Origin of the sequence: Thioclava marina (assembly GCF_002020135.1) — a bacterium.
Lineage (GTDB): Bacteria > Pseudomonadota > Alphaproteobacteria > Rhodobacterales > Rhodobacteraceae > Thioclava > Thioclava marina.
Genome location: NZ_MPZS01000001.1, coordinates 243,110 through 260,462, shown reverse-complemented (window position 1 = coordinate 260,462; position 17,353 = coordinate 243,110). Strand labels below are relative to the sequence as shown.

At 63.4% G+C, this 17,353-nt stretch carries 15 protein-coding genes; 10 read left to right on the top strand and 5 right to left on the bottom strand.

From position 1 onward, the window contains the following. Positions 1-57 precede the first annotated feature (57 nt). From BMG00_RS01220 to BMG00_RS01205, 4 genes are all read right to left on the bottom strand, one after another. Positions 58-822 (bottom strand): sulfotransferase family protein, encoded by a 765-nt coding sequence (locus tag BMG00_RS01220; protein ID WP_078527810.1) that lies wholly within the window; start codon positions 820-822, stop codon positions 58-60. 9 nt (positions 823-831) lie between these two features. Beyond that, on the bottom strand, positions 832-1,533 hold the full coding sequence (locus BMG00_RS01215) for a sulfotransferase (RefSeq protein WP_078573149.1): 702 nt from the start codon (positions 1,531-1,533) through the stop codon (positions 832-834). A gap of 143 nt (positions 1,534-1,676) precedes the next feature. Next, the gene (locus BMG00_RS01210) at positions 1,677-2,993 is read right to left on the bottom strand and encodes a pilus assembly protein TadG-related protein (RefSeq protein WP_146642527.1); all 1,317 of its coding nucleotides are present in this window, start codon (positions 2,991-2,993) and stop codon (positions 1,677-1,679) included. Between the two features lies 1 nt (position 2,994). Next, complete coding sequence (locus BMG00_RS01205) at positions 2,995-3,384, bottom strand: TadE/TadG family type IV pilus assembly protein (protein ID WP_078527805.1); 390 nt, start codon at positions 3,382-3,384, stop codon at positions 2,995-2,997. Between the two features lie 197 nt (positions 3,385-3,581). On the opposite strand from BMG00_RS01205, the gene BMG00_RS01200 reads away from it, so the two are divergent. Continuing rightward, the gene (locus BMG00_RS01200) at positions 3,582-4,748 is read left to right on the top strand and encodes an RsmB/NOP family class I SAM-dependent RNA methyltransferase (protein ID WP_078573148.1); all 1,167 of its coding nucleotides are present in this window, start codon (positions 3,582-3,584) and stop codon (positions 4,746-4,748) included. A 108-nt stretch (positions 4,749-4,856) separates the two neighbouring features. Next, positions 4,857-7,265, top strand: coding sequence for an ATP-binding protein (locus tag BMG00_RS01195; protein ID WP_425443990.1), 2,409 nt, complete (start codon positions 4,857-4,859; stop codon positions 7,263-7,265). A gap of 6 nt (positions 7,266-7,271) precedes the next feature. Here BMG00_RS01195 and BMG00_RS01190 read toward each other — a convergent pair whose 3' ends face one another. Then, entirely contained in the window at positions 7,272-7,661 is a 390-nt protein-coding gene (locus BMG00_RS01190; RefSeq protein WP_245794924.1) for a hypothetical protein, read from the bottom strand. Between the two features lie 54 nt (positions 7,662-7,715). Here BMG00_RS01190 and BMG00_RS17765 point away from each other — a divergent pair, with 54 nt between their 5' ends. The 8 genes from BMG00_RS17765 to BMG00_RS01155 all read left to right on the top strand — a co-directional run bounded on the left by BMG00_RS17765 (position 7,716) and on the right by BMG00_RS01155 (position 17,250). Further along, a complete protein-coding gene (locus tag BMG00_RS17765; protein WP_245794923.1) occupies positions 7,716-7,973 on the top strand; it encodes a hypothetical protein in 258 nt (85 codons plus the stop codon). Between the two features lie 111 nt (positions 7,974-8,084). Continuing rightward, on the top strand, positions 8,085-9,152 hold the full coding sequence (recA, locus tag BMG00_RS01185; RefSeq protein WP_078573147.1) for a recombinase RecA: 1,068 nt from the start codon (positions 8,085-8,087) through the stop codon (positions 9,150-9,152). A gap of 124 nt (positions 9,153-9,276) precedes the next feature. Then, a complete protein-coding gene (gene alaS / locus BMG00_RS01180) occupies positions 9,277-11,931 on the top strand; it encodes an alanine--tRNA ligase (RefSeq protein WP_078573146.1) in 2,655 nt (884 codons plus the stop codon). Then, entirely contained in the window at positions 11,931-12,236 is a 306-nt protein-coding gene (locus BMG00_RS01175; protein ID WP_078527794.1) for a DUF1330 domain-containing protein, read from the top strand. Before alaS ends, BMG00_RS01175 begins: the two co-directional genes overlap by 1 nt. Positions 12,237-12,264: 28 nt before the next feature. Further along, positions 12,265-13,095, top strand: coding sequence for a class II glutamine amidotransferase (locus tag BMG00_RS01170; protein ID WP_078573145.1), 831 nt, complete (start codon positions 12,265-12,267; stop codon positions 13,093-13,095). A 141-nt stretch (positions 13,096-13,236) separates the two neighbouring features. Continuing rightward, complete coding sequence (gene cysS / locus BMG00_RS01165; RefSeq protein ID WP_078573144.1) at positions 13,237-14,730, top strand: cysteine--tRNA ligase; 1,494 nt, start codon at positions 13,237-13,239, stop codon at positions 14,728-14,730. A 136-nt stretch (positions 14,731-14,866) separates the two neighbouring features. Next, complete coding sequence (gene cimA, locus BMG00_RS01160; RefSeq protein WP_078573143.1) at positions 14,867-16,489, top strand: citramalate synthase; 1,623 nt, start codon at positions 14,867-14,869, stop codon at positions 16,487-16,489. Beyond that, entirely contained in the window at positions 16,486-17,250 is a 765-nt protein-coding gene (locus BMG00_RS01155; protein ID WP_245794922.1) for a squalene/phytoene synthase family protein, read from the top strand. Before cimA ends, BMG00_RS01155 begins: the two co-directional genes overlap by 4 nt. The last annotated feature ends 103 nt before the right edge of the window (positions 17,251-17,353 follow it).

The following is a 17,353-nucleotide window of genomic DNA, read 5'->3' as shown; positions in this document are numbered from 1 at the left end:
TCGCCTTTGTCGGGCCCTGCTTACCCTTGCAGGGTGGGCGGAGGCAATGGGTCGAGCTCAGAAGGCATATCCGTGCGCGGCAATTTCGGGGGCGTAAAGTTCGGCGACGAGGGCGGAGGTCTCGTCATCGTAATGGCTTCGGTAATCGCCCTTTCGCGCGGCGCTCTTGCGTGTGCCGCTCTTTGCGTGGGGCAGCCAGCCATCCCAGTCGATCCCGATCGCGGCGAGCGTATCCTTCAAGCCCTCCGCGAGTGTCTCGTAGCGGATGATGCGGTCGGCGGCGATCTGGTTGTTGATCGAATACAGGGGCCAGTTGTCATGGAACTCCAGAGGGACGATGCCACCGAGCGTATCCCCTTTGGCAAGCGCGTGGACGTAATCGGAAAAACTCGGGGGGCTGTCCTTGCCCTTGATACGCCAGAAATAGTCGGAAACTGTTTTGTCCCAGGGATTTCGCACCACACAGAATTTGGTGTAGCCGCGCCATTCCTGCGGGAAGGCCCGCTCGATCGTCGCGGCCGGGCTGTGGGGCGGTTTTCGGCCAAGCAACGGGCGGTAGCTATGGTCGATCGCGCGCGTCACGACCCGCCCGTAGAGTTTTGGCCCGAGCAGCCGAAAGAGCGGCAGCGTTCCGTTCATCTGGCGGTTTGCTTCGCGTTTGACTCGCGCAGTCAGTGGGATGCCCTCGCGCAGGGTCTCGACGATTGCGCTGAGCTGGAGATCCTCGGGACCGAGATAGCGCGCGAGGGCGACGGAGATCGAACTGCCGGCGGTCTTGCGGTTGTGAAGGAAGATGAAGCGATGGGCGTGGCTGAGGATCATTGTGACCTCCTAGCGGAAGAACCGCGGGCGCAGATGCGCGTTGAGTTTTTTCGCGGCGCGCTTGAGCGGGCTCATTTTCTTGCCCCGGCTTCGACCGATATCGCGCAGCGATTCCGGGTCGAGGTGGTAGGCGGGCAGCTTAGCGGAAAGCTCGGCCGGGTCGTCGTTGTCGAAATTGAATTCGATGTAATGCGCGGGCTTGTCGACCATGAAGGCGCGCACGTCCGACAGATGGCGATCCCATTCGGCGCGCCATTCATCCTTCAGCGCCTCGAGATCGCTCAGGCCCCGCGCGGCCATCTCGCGCTTGGCGAATTCGCCGTGGCCATGCTTGAGGCGTGAGGCGATCCACTGTTCGCGGTCGCGCAGGTTCAGCAGCAAGATCGTATCGGGATAGTCGCGCAGGATTTCACGAAAGGCGCCTGCACCATCCCAGGTGGAGCGTCCGTCATTCACGATCAGGTCGCAATAGAAAGTATAGTCCTCGGCACTGTCGAAGACCTTTCGCCCGGCGTCGAGGTTGTCGCGCATCACCTTGCCGATCCGGCGCGGCACGGGCCATCGGTCGCGGATCTTGTGGTGGATGACCCGGTGACCGGCCGCGCGAAACAGCTCCGCCAGCGATCTCGTGCCGCATTTGTTGAAGCCGATCGCCACGACGCGAGGCAAGGCTTGGCGGGGCAGGGTTTGGCTTTGGGCTGGATCGGTCATGCGGGTCTTTCGTCTTGCGGGCGGCGCGGGAAGCTATCTCATTCTTGGCCCGGTGACGCAATCGCGCAAGCGCTGCGGGCAGGCCATGACAAAAGGCCCGCCGATGAGGCGGGCCTTTCGGGATCTGGCTGCGATCTTGGAGATCAGAGGCGCAGGCGGAAGTAGCTCAGCGCGATATTGTCTTCCATGCCCGAGCCGCAATGGCCAAAGGTCGAATTGGAGGTGCCGTCGATACCGCCGCCGGAGACGATGGCGATCCCGTCGATCCCGTTCGACTGGGCGGAGAAGGAGACGTCGCCCGCTGCGATGATCTGGCCGCCATAGAATTCCATCTTGGCTGCGTTCGATACGCCGCCCATGGTGATGAGCTGGGCCCCACCGCCTTCGGCGCAGTTGTCATTTTCGCCCAGACGCAGGCCACTCGGGGCGGAGAAGCTCTTGGCGTCGGTCGAGGTGTTGGTGAAGATCACGTTTTCCAGCCCCGCCGCCTGAGCGAACTTGATCGGGCAACTCGCGAAGACCACGGTGTCGCGCAGCAGATCGCCGTCGATCGTGACCGAGTTGCCCGGACAGCTGAGGCGGTACATCTTGCCGGACTCAAAGCTGGTGGTCAGGACTTTGCCAGCCTTGGGCGTGAGCGTGTAGATCGTCTTGTCGGTGATGTAATCGGGCAGGAAGGAGCTGCCGGCCTCTAGCGAGTTGATAATCTCGTTGATGCGATCGATGATGCGCAACTTGTAGAAAGCGGTGCGCAGCGAGTCTTTCAGACCGTCGTTCTTGGTGAAGCCCGAAGCCGGAATGTCGAGCTTGCTGACATCGGGCATCGAAACGATCGCGCCGGGCTCGAACACGTTGTTCTGGTTGAGCGACACGTAATCCTTCGCGTAGAGGCAGAAGCCCGAGGCGAAGGTGTTGCCCGACTGCAGGTCGATCACGCCGTTCGCGCTCAGACCCTCCACAAGGCAGGCCGGAAGATAGGCCTCGGCCACGGCGGAAGTGTTGATTTCCCAACCGTCATGTCCCGCAAAGCGCGTCAGGAAGGTCGGGGTTTCGTTCTGGCGGTCCGAGCTGCGGCTCGCAGTCACCTTGACGGCGCGATTGAGGTTTTCGTCGTCGCTGTAATTCGTCTGGAAGCTGCCGGTGTCCTCGTTGAAATAACCGAAGACAACGTCGCTGTTGGTCACGACCTGGTCCGATCCATTCCCGAGATTCTGCTGGGCCAGCGCGATCGCCTTGTCGGTCGCAACCTCGAGCGTCGTGGTCGGATCGGAGGCGAGGTAGATCGCACCGAGCGCGGCCGAGTCCGCCGCATCCTGCATCCGGGCCCGCTCGCGATAGCCGTTCGACACGTCCACGGCGAGGCCGCCGACGGCGAGCGTCAGGACGAGCCAGAGCAGGGAGAATTGAGTGAGCGCGCCTTCTTCGGATCGCGCGAAATGTTTGATATCGCCGCTGGACACGTTACGCCTCCTTGTACCGGTAATCCTGAACCGTCAGGGTCATGTCGAGAATTTTGGGAAGAAATTTCGTCGCAACGAGTTTGGACATCGGCACGGTGACGGTGGTGCCGATGATGCCATCAACCTCGGTCGTAGAGACGGTGACGGTGTCGCCGTAATGCGCCAGAAGGGCGGCGACCCGCTCTTCGACTTGCGCTGTCGATTCGAGCCGACCTACCGAATAGGCGCGGTCGACGTCTTCCAGCACACCCTTGATCCGCGCATGCGCGTTGAAGACCATCGAGACGTCGACGGTGATCCCCATCAGGCCGACGAAAAGAGGCAGCCAAAGCAGGCCTTCGATCGTCGCCGATCCCTCTTCATCTCTGATTAGGCGTCGCAGGATACGCATGGCTCACCCCTGACTCACTTACATTTCGCTCTCGCCAAGTTGCGGGCGAATAAGAGCGAGATCGGGTCTGAAATATGGCAAAACTGAGAATTGTTTCGACCAGTCGATCAAGGCCAGGGCATGGCCGCGTCGGTCCGATGCGTTGCGCTGAAGGATCGCGAGGGCTAGAGACGGGCGAGGCCATCAGGAACATCGTCATGACCCCAGCCGCACGCATTGCCGCCGCGATCGAAATTCTCGACCGGATCACGACCGGAGAGCCCTCCGAGAAGGCGTTGACCAACTGGGCGCGTGCCCATCGTTTTGCCGGATCGAAGGATCGCGCCGCGATCCGCGATCATGTCTTCGATGTCCTGCGTTGCAGGGGAAGCTTTGCCGCCCTGGGGGGCGGGCAGGGCGGCCGGGCGCTGATATTGGGCTTGTTGCGCGCGCAAGGCGTCGATCCCGAGACGATCTTCACTGGCGAGCGTTTTGCCCCCGAGCCGCTTGGCCCCGACGAGCGCGCCGCCCTCGATAAACCCGCGCCGCCCGATCTTGCGCGGCGCGACTGGCCGGAGTGGTTGCTCGCGCCGCTGACCCAGCGGCTGGGATCTGAGTTCGACACCGTGACCGAGGCAATGCGCGCCCGCGCGCCGGTTTTCGTCCGGGTGAATATCGCGCGCACCACGCCCGACGCGGCGATCGCCGTTCTGGCCGAGGACGGGATCCAGGCGGAGGCGCATCCCCTGAGCCCGAGCGCCCTGCAACTTGGCGAAGGCGCACGCCGGATCCAGCAGTCGCGGGCCTATCAGGAGGGGTTCGTCGAATTGCAGGATGTCTCGTCACAGGCGGCTGTCGGGCAAATCCCACTCGCGCCGGGGATGCGGATCCTCGACTATTGCGCCGGAGGTGGGGGCAAGGCTCTTGCTCTGGTCGCGGCGTGCCCAGATTGCGAGATCTGCGCGCATGACATCGATGCCGGTCGCATGCGCGATCTGCCACTGCGCGCGGACCGGGCGGGGGCCCGGGTCTCGATCTGTGCACCGGGTAAGCCGGGGGCGGGCTACGACTTCGTTCTTGTCGATGCGCCGTGTTCGGGGTCGGGGACCTGGCGACGCACGCCCGAGGCGAAATGGCGCCTGACACCGGAACGGCTTGGTGATCTCGTCGCGCTTCAGGCGCGCATCCTCGATGAGGCGTCGGCGCTGGTCGCGCCGGGCGGGCGGCTGGTCTACATGACATGTTCGCTCCTTGCGGATGAAAACGACGCGCAGGCTGCGGCATTCGCCGGGCGCACAGGCTGGGATCTGGTCTCGCAACGGTCCTACAGCCCCGCGACAGGCGGTGACGGATTCTTCGTCGCTCAATTTGAACGCAAAGCGTAAACGCGCCCTTAAAGACTCGCCTCAAGGTGGAATGTCTGCTCTTGTTAATGCGGCCTTAACGCTTTTGACGCGCTATTGGGGCGAGACGATTCATCCAAGGAGGTTCGCGTGGCGCGAAACGAGCTGGCGCTGCAACCCCTGTCGAAAACCTTGGCGACGCTCGCCCCGGGGGCGGTCTATCTTGCGCTCGCGGCTCTGGTTGCGGCGGGGGCGGCGGTGGTTGTGCCCGACCGGTTGACGACTTGGCTGTTGCTTTCGGTGGCGGGAACGCTGCTGGTGACCTCGCTGGTGATGCGGGTGGCATTCGTGGCGCAGCGCGCACGCCAGTCGAAACTGCAAGATGCGTTGGCGCAATTCATCTCGCATGACGCGTCGCCCAGTTTCTCCACCGATGAGGCGGGTGAGATCGGCTATCAGAACCGCGCGGCGCTCGAGCGGTTTGGCTCGCGGGGCGGGCAGGCGCTGGCGCGCACGCTGGCGGAGCTGTTCGCCGATCCCGCGGCGGTGCTGCGGCGCTTGCAGAACAAGGCCGCTGCGATGGGGGCAGCCCGGGAGGATCTCGTTACCCGGCGCGGGCATCTGCGTCTCTCGGTTCATCGCATCGGTGAGGCTGGCTTCCTCTGGCGACTGGAGGATATGGCGGAGCGGGTGATCGGCGGGCGCGGCGCCGAGACGATCAGCCTGCCGATGCTGACGGTTTCCAAGGGCGGAACCATCCTGTTCATGAACGAGGCGTTGCGTCGCCTCGTGGGGGAGCGGGTGCGATCGCTCGACCGGATCTTCGCGGATTTACCGCTGCGCTCGGGCGAAGAGCATGAGATCCGCACCGAAGAGGGAGCGGTGAGCGCCGTCGTGGCGCAGATTGAGGGGGCGGCGGGACGGTCCGAGGTCTATCTGCTGCCCATCGCGGGGCCGCGGCGCGGCGCAGAGGGCGCGAATTTCGAAGCGCTGCCCGTGGCGCTCTTGAAACTCAGCGCGCACGGGAAAGTGCGCGCGGCGAACCGCGCGGCGCGCGGGCTGCTTGGGCGGGTCGAGCCGCAGCTGCGGCTCTCGGATCTGCTCGAAGGGCTGGGGCGGCCGGTCTCGGATTGGGTGAACGAGGCTCTCGCGGGGCGCGCGGACGGACGCCCCGAGGTCTTGCGCGTCCGGCGTGGCGATCGGGAAGTTTTCCTTCAGGTGACCTTGTCGCGTATCCTCGAAAACGGGCGCGCAGGGCTGCTTGCGGTGCTCTCGGACGCGACCCAGCTCAAGACGCTCGAGGCGCAATTCGTGCAAAGCCAGAAAATGCAGGCCATCGGCCAGCTTGCTGGTGGTGTCGCACATGATTTCAACAACTTGCTGACCGCGATTTCAGGCCATTGCGACCTCTTGATGCTTCGCCACGACAAGGGCGATCCCGATTATGCCGATCTCGACCAGATCAGCCAGAATGCGAACCGCGCCGCGGCTCTGGTCGGGCAGTTGCTCGCATTCTCTCGCAAGCAGACACTCAAGCCGCAGATCCTGGACCTGCGCGATACGCTCTCTGAGCTGACCCATCTGCTCAATCGTCTTGTGGGAGAAAAGGTCTCGCTCAGCATCTCTCATGCGCCCGAGTTGTTACCCGTCCGGGCCGACAAGCGTCAACTCGAGCAGGTGATCATGAACCTTGTCGTGAATGCCCGGGACGCGATGCCGGGAGGCGGGCAGATAAGGGTAGAGACGGGGATGCGCCGGGTTGACGGCGACGAGTTGCGCGATCGCGTCACGGTGCCCCAGGGCGATTATGTCGTGATCAAGGTTGATGACGAGGGGATCGGCATTCCGACCGATAAACGCAGCAAGATCTTCGAGCCATTCTTCACCACGAAACGGACGGGCGAGGGGACCGGGCTCGGGCTGTCGACGGCTTACGGGATCGTCAAGCAGACCGGCGGTTACATCTTTTGCGATTCAGTGGTGGGGACGGGGACGAGCTTCACGATCCTGCTGCCCGCCTTCGACCAGCTCGCCGAGGCGGATGATTCCGAGCCGAAGGATCTGCCCCTCGGTCTCACGTCCGATCGGCTTGCGGCCAATGCGCAAGCCGCGGGGCCCGCCTTTGCGTCGCGGCGGAGCGAGGCCGAAGCGGAGCAGGCTGGGGGAGAGGCCCGGCCCGGCCCCGCGATGCGCGCAGATGCGACGGTGCTCCTTGTCGAGGATGAGGCGCCCGTGCGCGCCTTCGCGTCGCGTGCGCTCAAGTTGCGCGGCTACACGGTGCTCGAGGCCGACAGCGCGGAAGAGGCGCTTGAATTGCTCGAAGATCCGGGGCTGGCCGTCGATATTTTCGTCACGGACGTGATCATGCCCGGGCGCGACGGACCAAGCTGGGTGCGCGAGGCTCTCAAGGCACGTCCCGGTACGCGCACCGTTTTCATGTCCGGCTATGCCGAGGACGCGTTCCAGAACGGCACCTCACCGGTCGAGAACTCCGTTTTCCTTCCGAAACCCTTCTCGCTCAGCGAGTTGACCGCGACGGTGCAAGAGCAATTGGGATGACCGCAGTCACTGGCAAATCTGCGCGTAGAGCGCGAGATCGCGGGCCATCGTTTCACGCAAGGCGACTTCGGTTTCAGCGCTCAGCCCGACATCTGCGGCGGGCGGCACGTTCACGCGCGGCAGCGTGATGGCGAAATCGAGATTGTCTTCGAGGAAATGCACGAAATCCCCGATGCGCTCATAGGGGAAAATGCGATCCACCAGCGGCGTCCCGGATGCGTCGCAAAGAAACTCCGCTTGGGTCGGGATGTCGATAGATCCCGGTTTCGGGCCCGCCATGAAATCGCGCGCGAATTGCTCGAAACTGTAGGCGGACGCTAGGGCCGGGTCGCTCGCGCCGCCATCGAAGAGACGGAAGCGATACCACGACCGCAACCAGTCGATCGGTTCGCGCATCAAGGCGATCGTTGTGAACGGAGCCCCCGCCTGTGCGCTCAGAAAGGGGGCGAAATGGGTGCGAAAATCGCGGGCGCTGACATGTTTGAGTTCGGGCGGGCGCGTCACGGCAAGTTCGGCGAGTGGCTCCAGCGCAGCCTCGATTGCGGAAGATCCCGCTTTGGGCGTCGCAAGAAAAGCCAGCCTTTGTTTCCAGAAAATCAGCATCTGTCCCGCATTGGTCGAAAATTTGTTCCCGTCATAATTGCCGGCCCGTTCGGCGTAAACCGTTCTTTAACCATGCACGCGCAGGATGAACTCCGAAGAAATTGATTGAAATGTTCTTGTTTCGTGCGCATGGTGCAAAAGAGAACATTATAGAAACAAGCGGGCGACCGGGCTGCATTGCCGCCACGCCTCGGTTATGGAATAAGGAAGCGGACAATGGCAGTAGCGAAGCTTTTCGAGATGGACAAGAACTCCAAGGCAGACAAGCAAAAGGCGCTCGACTCGGCGCTTGCGCAGATCGAGCGGCAATTCGGCAAGGGCTCGATCATGAAGCTCGGCGGCGACACGCCCGCGCGCGAGATCGAGGCGACCTCGACCGGCTCGCTGGGCCTCGATATCGCGCTCGGGATCGGCGGTCTGCCCAAGGGGCGGATCATCGAGATCTATGGGCCGGAGAGCTCGGGCAAGACGACGCTGACGCTGCATGCGATCGCGGAAGAGCAGAAGAAGGGCGGCGTTTGCGCCTTTGTCGATGCCGAACATGCGCTCGATCCGCATTATGCGCGCAAGCTCGGCGTAGATCTCGACGAGTTGCTGATTTCGCAGCCCGACACGGGCGAGCAGGCGTTGGAAATCGTCGATACGCTGGTGCGTTCGGGCGCGGTGAGCCTCGTCGTGGTCGACTCCGTCGCGGCACTGACGCCGAAATCCGAGATCGAAGGCGATATGGGCGATCACACCGTCGGCGCCCAGGCCCGCCTGATGAGCCAGGCGATGCGCAAGCTGACCGCCTCGATCGGGCGCTCGAACTGCATGGTGATCTTCATTAACCAGATCCGCATGAAGATCGGCGTGATGTTCGGCTCGCCGGAAACCACCTCGGGCGGGAATGCGCTGAAATTCTACGCCTCCGTGCGCCTCGACATTCGCCGCATCGGTGCGATCAAGGATCGTGACGAGGTCGTGGGCAACCAGACCCGCGTGAAAGTGGTGAAGAACAAGGTCGCACCGCCCTTCAAGCAGGTCGAGTTCGACATCATGTATGGCGAGGGCATCTCGAAGATGGGCGAGCTTGTCGATCTGGGCGTGAAAGCCGGAGTCGTCGAGAAATCGGGCGCCTGGTATTCCTACGGTGACGAGCGCATTGGTCAGGGCCGCGAAAATGCGAAGACGTTCCTGCGCGAGCATCCCGATATCGCCTATGAGATCGAGGACAAGATCCGCGCCTGCCACGGGCTCGAATTCGACAATATGTCGGAAGATGATGCGCTGACCGAAGACTGATCGGCGCATACAGGGATTGCAAAGGCCGGGACCGCGACGTCCCGGCCTTTTTCGATTGCTGGACAGGGCGCGGGGGCGGCGTTAAACGGGTTCGAACCAGCCCGATCAGGCGAGACAGGACGATATGCCCAGCCTTAACGAAATCCGCTCCACTTTCCTCAATTTCTTCGAACGCAACGGCCACCGGGTCGTCGACAGCTCGCCCCTCGTTCCGCGCAACGACCCGACGCTGATGTTCACCAATTCCGGCATGGTGCAGTTCAAGAACTGCTTCACCGGGGTGGAGAAGCGCGACTACAACCGCGCCACGACCGCGCAGAAATGCGTCCGCGCGGGCGGCAAGCACAATGACCTCGACAATGTGGGCTACACCGCGCGCCACCATACCTTTTTCGAGATGCTGGGGAATTTCTCCTTCGGCGATTATTTCAAGGAAGGCGCGATCCCCTTCGCCTGGGAACTTCTGACCAAGGATTTCGACATCCCGAAGGATCGTCTGCTGGTCACTGTCTACCATACCGATGACGAGGCGGCCGAGATCTGGAAGAAGGTTGCGGGCCTTCCCGACGAGCGGATCATCCGCATCCCGACCTCGGACAATTTCTGGCAGATGGGCCCGACCGGGCCTTGCGGCCCCTGCACCGAGATCTTCTTCGATCATGGCGACAAGATCTGGGGCGGTCCGCCCGGGTCGCCCGAAGAAGATGGCGATCGCTTCATCGAGATCTGGAACCTCGTCTTCATGCAGAACGAGCAGTTCGAGGATGGCTCGATGCGCGCGCTCGACATGCAGTCGATCGACACGGGCATGGGGCTCGAGCGGATCGGCGCGCTCTTGCAGGGCAAGCACGACAACTATGACACCGACCTGATGCGCCACCTGATCGAAGCCTCGGCCAATGTGACCGATGGTGCGCCGGACGGGCCGGGCAACGTGCATCACCGCGTGATCGCGGATCACCTGCGCTCGACTTCGTTCCTGATCGCGGATGGGGTGATGCCCTCGGCCGACGGGCGCGGCTATGTGCTGCGCCGCATCATGCGCCGCGCGATGCGCCACGCGCATCTGCTGGGCGCGAAGGATCCAGTCATGCACCGCCTGGTGCCGGCGCTGGTGCGCGAGATGGGCGCGGCGTATCCCGAGCTTGGTCGCGCGCAGGCGTTGATCGAGGAAACGCTGCATTCGGAAGAAACGCGCTTCAAGACCACGCTCGATCGCGGGCTGAAGCTGCTCGACGAGGCGCTCGTGGATCTGCCCGAGGGCGACAAGCTGCCGGGCGAAACCGCGTTCAAGCTCTATGATACCTACGGCTTCCCGCTCGATCTGACGCAGGATGCGCTGCGTGAGCGAGATCGTGAGGTCGATACCGAAGGCTTCGACGCCGCGATGGAAGAGCAGAAGGCCAAGGCGCGCGCCAGCTGGTCGGGTTCGGGCGAGGCGGCGAATGCCGCGATCTGGTTCGACATTGCCGAAAAGCTCGGGGCGACCGAGTTCCTGGGCTACGACACCGAAACGGCCGAGGGTCAGATCACCGCGCTGGTGGCGGACGGGGCCGAGATCGCCAAGAGCAATGGGGAAGTGCAGATCGTGGTCAACCAGACCCCGTTCTATGCCGAAAGCGGTGGCCAGGTCGGCGATCGCGGCTGGATCGTGACCGAGACCGGCAAGGCCGAAGTGACCGACACGAAAAAGGTCGCGGGCGTCTTCATCCATTTCGCGAAGGTGACCGAGGGCGAGATCGCCAAGGGGCAGGGTGCGAAACTGGAGGTGGATCATGCCCGCCGTAGCTCGATCCGGGCGAACCACTCGGCGACGCACCTTCTGCACGAGGCGCTGCGCCGGACGCTGGGCGAGCATGTCGCTCAGCGTGGCTCGCTCAACGCCGAGGATCGTCTGCGGTTTGACTTCTCGCATAACAAGGCGCTCTCGCCCGACGAGATTGCGAAGATCGAGCGTGAAGTGAATGATTTCATTCGCCAAAACACGCCTGTGGAAACGCGGATCATGACGCCCGACGATGCGCGCGATCTTGGCGCGCAGGCGCTGTTCGGCGAGAAATACGGCGATGAGGTCCGTGTCGTCTCGATGGGTGAGCTGAGCAATTCCGGCAAGGGCACGAGCGGCAATGTCTATTCGCTCGAACTCTGCGGCGGCACCCATGTGAAGCGCACCGGCGATATCGGCACCTTCGTTCTGACGGGCGAGAGCGCCTCCTCGGCCGGTGTGCGCCGGATCGAGGCGCTCACCGGCGATGTCGCGATGGCCGAGCTGCGCCGCCGCGATGCGCTGCTGGGCGAGATCGAGGGGTTGATGAAGACCTCGGAGGCCGATGTTCTGTCGCGGCTCCAGGCGATCCTCGATGAGCGCAAGACGCTTGCCAATGAAGTGGCGCAGCTGCGCCGTGAACTGGCGATGGGCGGCGGTGCTTCGGGTGGACCGGAAGTGAGCGAAATCAATGGGATGAAGTTCGTTCCTCAAGTGGTTTCGGGCGTCACGGGCAAGGATCTTCCCGGCATCGTGGACGAGCTGAAGGAGAAGGTCGGCTCGGGCGTGATCCTCGTTGTCGCGGATGCGGGCGGCAAGGCGGCGGTGGCGGCGGGCGTCACCAAGGACCTGACCGACAAGGTCAGCGCCGTCGATCTGGTGAAGGCCGCGGCGCAGGCGCTGGGTGGCAAGGGCGGCGGTGGCCGTCCGGACATGGCGCAGGCCGGTGGGGCCGATCCGTCGAAGGCCGATGAGGCCGTGGCGGCTGTGAAATCTTTTCTGGAGGGGCTGTGATGGCGGGTGCGTTCTGGATTGCACATGTGAAGGTTCTCGATGCCGAGGCGTACGGAAAATATGCCGAAGGTGCGGGGCCGGCGATTGCAAAACATGGCGGGCGCTTCCTGGCGCGCGGCGCGCGTTACGTGCAGCTTGAAGGCAATGACCGGGCGCGCAACGTGGTCGCCTGGTTCCCCTCGCTGGAGGCCGCCGAGACCTGCTATCACTCCAACGATTATCAGGCCGCGCTCGCCCATGCGAAGGGCGCTTCCGAGCGCGATCTGGTCATCGTCGAGGCGATGGAAGACGTGTCTTTCGGTTGAGCTTTGCCCTGTAAGGTATTGAACTGAAATGTGTCGCTGGGCCGCTTATATCGGGGATCCGATCTTTCTCGAAGAGATCGTCGCGCGGCCCAGCCACTCGCTCATTCACCAAAGCCAGTCCGCCACGCTGGGCCATACCGCGATCAATGCGGACGGGTTCGGGGTGGCCTGGTATGGCGAGAAGCCCGAGCCGGGGCTCTATCGCGACGTGATGCCCGCCTGGTCCGATCCGAACCTGCGCTCGCTTACCGCGACGGTGAAATCGCCGCTGTTTCTCGCCCATGTTCGCGCCTCGACCGGCACGGCGACGAGCCGCAACAACTGCCATCCCTTCGTCGTGGGTCGTTGGTCATTCATGCATAACGGCCAGATCGGCGGTTACGATGATTTCCGCCGCGCGGGTGAGATGATGATCCCCGACAGCCTCTATTGTCAGCGCAAGGGTGCGACCGATAGCGAGGCGCTGTTCCTGATCGCGCTGGCCGAGGGGCTGGAGGCCGATCCGAAAGCTGCGCTGGAGCGGGCGGTGGCGCGGTTCGAGACGCTTTCGCGCGAACGCGGGAGCGCGCCTTACATGCGTCTGACGGTCGCCTTTTCCGATGGTGTGCGGCTTTACGCGGCGCGCTATGCGAGCGACGAGCACGCGCCCTCGCTCTATCATCGTTGGTCCGAGACCCGGCGGGGGCGGGCTCTGGTGTCCGAACCGCTCGAAGTGGAGGAATGCGATTGGGAAGAGGTCCCGCCCGGGTCCTTCTGTATCTTCGAGGGCAAGCGCGTCGAGATCTCGCCCTTCGAGCCTTTCCGCTGTGCTGCGCGCACGCCCGAGAATGCTCTGGACGGGCTTGCGCGAAGGGCGTAACACTTTGCCCATGACGACGAAGACCCTCACCATTTGCTGCATTATCCGCTGACATCTCTCACGCGGGCCGGTCTTCTCTTTCCAAAAACCACATGACCTTGTAAGCCCGCCGGCAGGTGCCGCCGACCTTTGCGAGGACACATGACCCAGATCCGTTTGCGCAATTCCCTGACCCGGAAAGTCGAGGATTTCCAACCCATCGACCCCGAGAATGTGCGCATGTATCTCTGCGGCCCGACGGTCTATGACCGCGCGCATCTGGGAAATGCGCGGCCGGTGGTGGTGTTCGACGTGCTCTACCGGCTGTTGCGCCATGTCTACGGGCCCGAGCATGTGACCTATGTGCGCAATTTCACGGATGTGGATGACAAGATCAACGCGACCGCGCTGGCGCGCAAGGAGGCCGGGGCCGAGGGTTCGCTCGAGGATCTGATCCGCGCGCGGACCGAGGAAACCATCGGCTGGTATCACGCGGATATGGATGCTCTGAAGGCGCTGCGCCCCTCAATCAAGGGAGTCGAAACTGAGAAAGCGGAGCCCCGCGCGACGGATTATATCGGCGCGATGATCGCGATGATCGAGACGCTGATCGCCGACGGTCACGCCTATGCCGCCGAGGGCCATGTGCTTTTCCGGGTGCGCTCGTATAAGGAATACGGCGCGCTGTCGGGGCGCACGGTCGATGACATGATCGCGGGCGCGCGGGTCGAGGTGGCGCCCTTCAAGGAAGACCCGATGGATTTCGTGCTCTGGAAGCCGTCCGATGACGAGCTGCCGGGCTGGGACAGCCCTTGGGGACGTGGCCGTCCGGGCTGGCATATCGAGTGCTCGGCGATGTCTTACGAGCTGCTGGGTGCGAGTTTCGACATCCACGGCGGCGGCATCGACCTGCAATTCCCGCACCATGAGAACGAGATCGCGCAGAGCTGCTGCGCCCATCCCGAGGGCTCGTTCGCGCGCTATTGGCTGCACAACGAGATGCTGCAGGTCGAGGGCAAGAAAATGTCCAAGAGCCTGGGCAATTTCTTCACGGTGCGCGATCTGTTGGGTGGGCACGATGGCGAGAAGGGCATTCCGGGCGAGGTGATCCGCTTCGTGTTCCTGCAGACGCATTACACCAAGCCGATGGACTGGACGGCGGAGAAGGCGCGTCAGGCGGAGAAGACTCTTCTTGGTTGGAAGGAACTCATTGACGCTGAACGTGATGCGGTAGCTGAGAATGTAGAAGGCCAAGGTCCTTCGAAAACGGTCATTTCTGCATTGGCTGACGATCTGAATACTGCTTTGGCAATTGCTGAGATGCACGCGATTGCGAAGCGCGCGAAAACCGATTTGCAGGCGAAAATTGAACTATCAGAAACGCTTCGGTTTCTCGGTTTCGATCCGGATCATATCTGGTCAGTTTCGTTCGGTACATCTCTTTCGCATATTCTTTCTGATCCAATTGATTTCGATGCGTACGAGAAGGCACTTGCTAATTTGCGTGCTGAAGCAATGGAGAGCAAAGACTTCTCGAAGGTCGATGCAATGAAGTCGATGCTTTTAGCGGCTGGACTGGAGGTGCGTATGTCGAAAACGGACGTGAAGATTGACATCACCGAGTCCTTCGACCCCACCAAACTGGAGGGGTTGTGATGGAGAGCGCATCCAGAGACAAGGGACGCGCCCGCCCTGGGGGGCGGGTCGGGCGCGGCCCGGCGTGCCGCCGGGCGGGAGCTCTGAACGCAGGACCGCCTGAACGGGTGGGACACAAGGACGATGGAGGCACCCTATGACCAAATCCCGCCTCTATCTCTACGACACCACGTTGCGCGATGGCCAACAGTCGGCAGGCGTGCAGTTCTCGGTCCCCGAGAAGATCGAAATCGCCAAGGCGCTTGACGGCATCGGCATCGACTATATCGAGGGCGGCTGGCCCGGGGCGAACCCGACCGACAGCGATTTCTTCGACGCGCGGCCGCAGACGCGGGCGACCTTTGCCGCTTTCGGGATGACGAAGCGGGCAGGGCGCTCGGCCGAGAATGACGATGTGCTCGCAGGCGTGATGAACGCGAATACGCCCGCCGTCTGCCTCGTCGGCAAGACGCATGATTACCATGTGAGCACCGCGCTCGGGATCACGCTGGAGGAAAACCTCGAGAATATCCGCGCCTCGGTCTCGCATATGGTGGCGCAGGGCCGTGAGGCGCTGTTCGATGCCGAGCATTTCTTCGACGGCTACAAGGCGAACCCCGATTATGCGCTCGAGTGCTGCCGCGCTGCGCATGTGGCCGGTGCGCGCTGGATTGTGCTTTGCGATACCAATGGCGGCACGCTGCCGGGCGAGATCGGGCGGATCGTTCGGGACGTGATCGCGGCGGGCATCCCCGGTGACAAGATCGGCATCCATTGCCATGACGACACCGGCAACGCGGTCGCGGGCAGCCTCGCGGCGGTCGAGGCGGGCGCGCGTCAGGTGCAGGGCACGCTCAACGGCTTGGGCGAGCGCTGCGGCAACGCGAACCTGATCACGCTGATCCCGACGCTCTTGCTCAAGGAGCCCTATGCCTCGACGCTCGACACCGGCATCAGCCATGAAAGGCTGCGCGACATTACCAAGCTCTCGCGCAAGCTCGACGACATCCTGAACCGGGTGCCGCTGCGAAGCGCGCCTTACGTCGGCGCTTCGGCCTTCACTCATAAGGCGGGTCTGCACGCGAGCGCGATCCTCAAGAACCCCGACACGTATGAGCATATCGACCCCGCATTGGTGGGGAACACGCGGCTCATCCCGATGTCCAATCAGGCGGGGCAGTCGAACCTGCGCGCGCGCCTGAAAGGCATGGGGATCGAGGTAGCGAAAGACGACCCGCGCCTCGCCCGCATCCTCGAGATCATCAAGGAGCGCGAGGATCAGGGCTATGCCTATGACGGCGCGCAGGCGAGTTTCGAGCTGCTGGCGCGGGCGGAACTGGGTCAGCTGCCCAAGTTCTTCGAGGTGAAGCGCTACAAGGTCACGGTCGAGCGGCGCAAGAACCGCTATGACAAGATGGTGTCGATCTCCGAGGCGGTCGTGGTGGTGAAGGTCGGCGGCGAGAAGATGCTCTCGGTCAGCGAGAGCATGGACGAGCAGGGCCATGACCGGGGCCCCGTGAACGCTCTGTCGAAGGCGCTCACGAAGGATCTCGGCCCCTATCAGCGCTTCATCGACGACATGAAACTGGTCGATTTCCGCGTGCGTATCACCCAGGGCGGCACCGAGGCCGTCACCCGCGTCATCATCGACAGCGAGGACGGGGCGGGGCAGCGCTGGTCGACCGTGGGCGTCTCGCCGAACATAGTCGATGCGTCGTTCGAGGCGCTGCTCGACGCGATGATCTGGAAACTGCTGCGCGACGGGGCGGTGCCCGCGTGAGCGATCTGGCTGCCAGTCTTCATGCGGCGGCAGAGGCCGTGCGCCGTGGCGATCCCGACCGGTTCGCCGCGACCATGGCCACGGCCGCGCCGCTGCGCGACCGTCTTTGGCCGCTCTACGCCGCCAATCTCGAGATCGCGCGCGCGCCCTGGGCCTCGGCCGAGCCGATGGTGGCCGAGATGCGTCTGCAATGGTGGATCGACGCGCTGGATGGATTGTCGGAAGGGCGCGAGCCTCCGCATGAGATCGGGGCTGGGCTGCGTCCCGTCGCCCCCCATGCGCGCCATTTGATCGCTGTGGCCGAGGCCCGCCGCGCCGATTGCTGGCCGGACCCCTTTGCCGACACGTCCGCGCTTTGGGCCTATCTCGACCAGACGGCTGGCGCGCTTTACTGGGCGGCGGCCGAGGCACTCGGGGCTGCACCCGAGGCCGAGACAGGCGTGCGGAGTTTCGGGGCCGGTGCGGGGCTTGCGGCCTTGCTCAAGGCCTGGCCCGAATTGACCGCGCGCAATCGTCCGCCACTGGTGGGGCTCGCGCCCGACGGGGTGCGCGCTTTGGCCCAAGAGGGGCTGGCGCGTCTGAACGCTGGCCGACGCGTGCTCAAAGGGGATGCCCGCGCGGCGCTTTTGCCCGGTTGGCAGGCGCGCGCGCAACTCGAGCGCGCCCGTATCTCGCCCGATCCCTTCGCCCCTGGGGCCCTCGATCTGTCGGAATTTTCTCGCCGCACCGGCCTGCTTCGCGCGGCATTTTTCGGCCTCTGACAAGGCCTTGCGCATTTTATCGAACGCGCTTTCACTTTCCCGGATCCGATTTAGCAAATCTTCAGCCCTTGTCGCGATGGTTAAGCCGAACTGCCCCGCCCGG

Bases quoted from the DNA above. Each gene is read 5' to 3' on its own strand.
- BMG00_RS01220 (WP_078527810.1), bottom strand. From the start codon at position 822: ATGATCCTCAGCCACGCCCATCGCTTCATCTTCCTTCACAACCGCAAG.
- BMG00_RS01215 (WP_078573149.1), bottom strand. From the start codon at position 1,533: ATGACCGATCCAGCCCAAAGCCAAACCCTGCCCCGCCAAGCCTTGCCT.
- BMG00_RS01205 (WP_078527805.1), bottom strand. From the start codon at position 3,384: ATGCGTATCCTGCGACGCCTAATCAGAGATGAAGAGGGATCGGCGACG.
- BMG00_RS01200 (WP_078573148.1), top strand. From the start codon at position 3,582: ATGACCCCAGCCGCACGCATTGCCGCCGCGATCGAAATTCTCGACCGG.
- BMG00_RS01190 (WP_245794924.1), bottom strand. From the start codon at position 7,661: ATGCGCGAACCGATCGACTGGTTGCGGTCGTGGTATCGCTTCCGTCTC.
- BMG00_RS17765 (WP_245794923.1), top strand. From the start codon at position 7,716: ATGGGTGCGAAAATCGCGGGCGCTGACATGTTTGAGTTCGGGCGGGCG.
- recA (WP_078573147.1), top strand. From the start codon at position 8,085: ATGGCAGTAGCGAAGCTTTTCGAGATGGACAAGAACTCCAAGGCAGAC.
- alaS (WP_078573146.1), top strand. From the start codon at position 9,277: ATGCCCAGCCTTAACGAAATCCGCTCCACTTTCCTCAATTTCTTCGAA.
- BMG00_RS01175 (WP_078527794.1), top strand. From the start codon at position 11,931: ATGGCGGGTGCGTTCTGGATTGCACATGTGAAGGTTCTCGATGCCGAG.
- BMG00_RS01170 (WP_078573145.1), top strand. From the start codon at position 12,265: ATGTGTCGCTGGGCCGCTTATATCGGGGATCCGATCTTTCTCGAAGAG.
- cysS (WP_078573144.1), top strand. From the start codon at position 13,237: ATGACCCAGATCCGTTTGCGCAATTCCCTGACCCGGAAAGTCGAGGAT.
- cimA (WP_078573143.1), top strand. From the start codon at position 14,867: ATGACCAAATCCCGCCTCTATCTCTACGACACCACGTTGCGCGATGGC.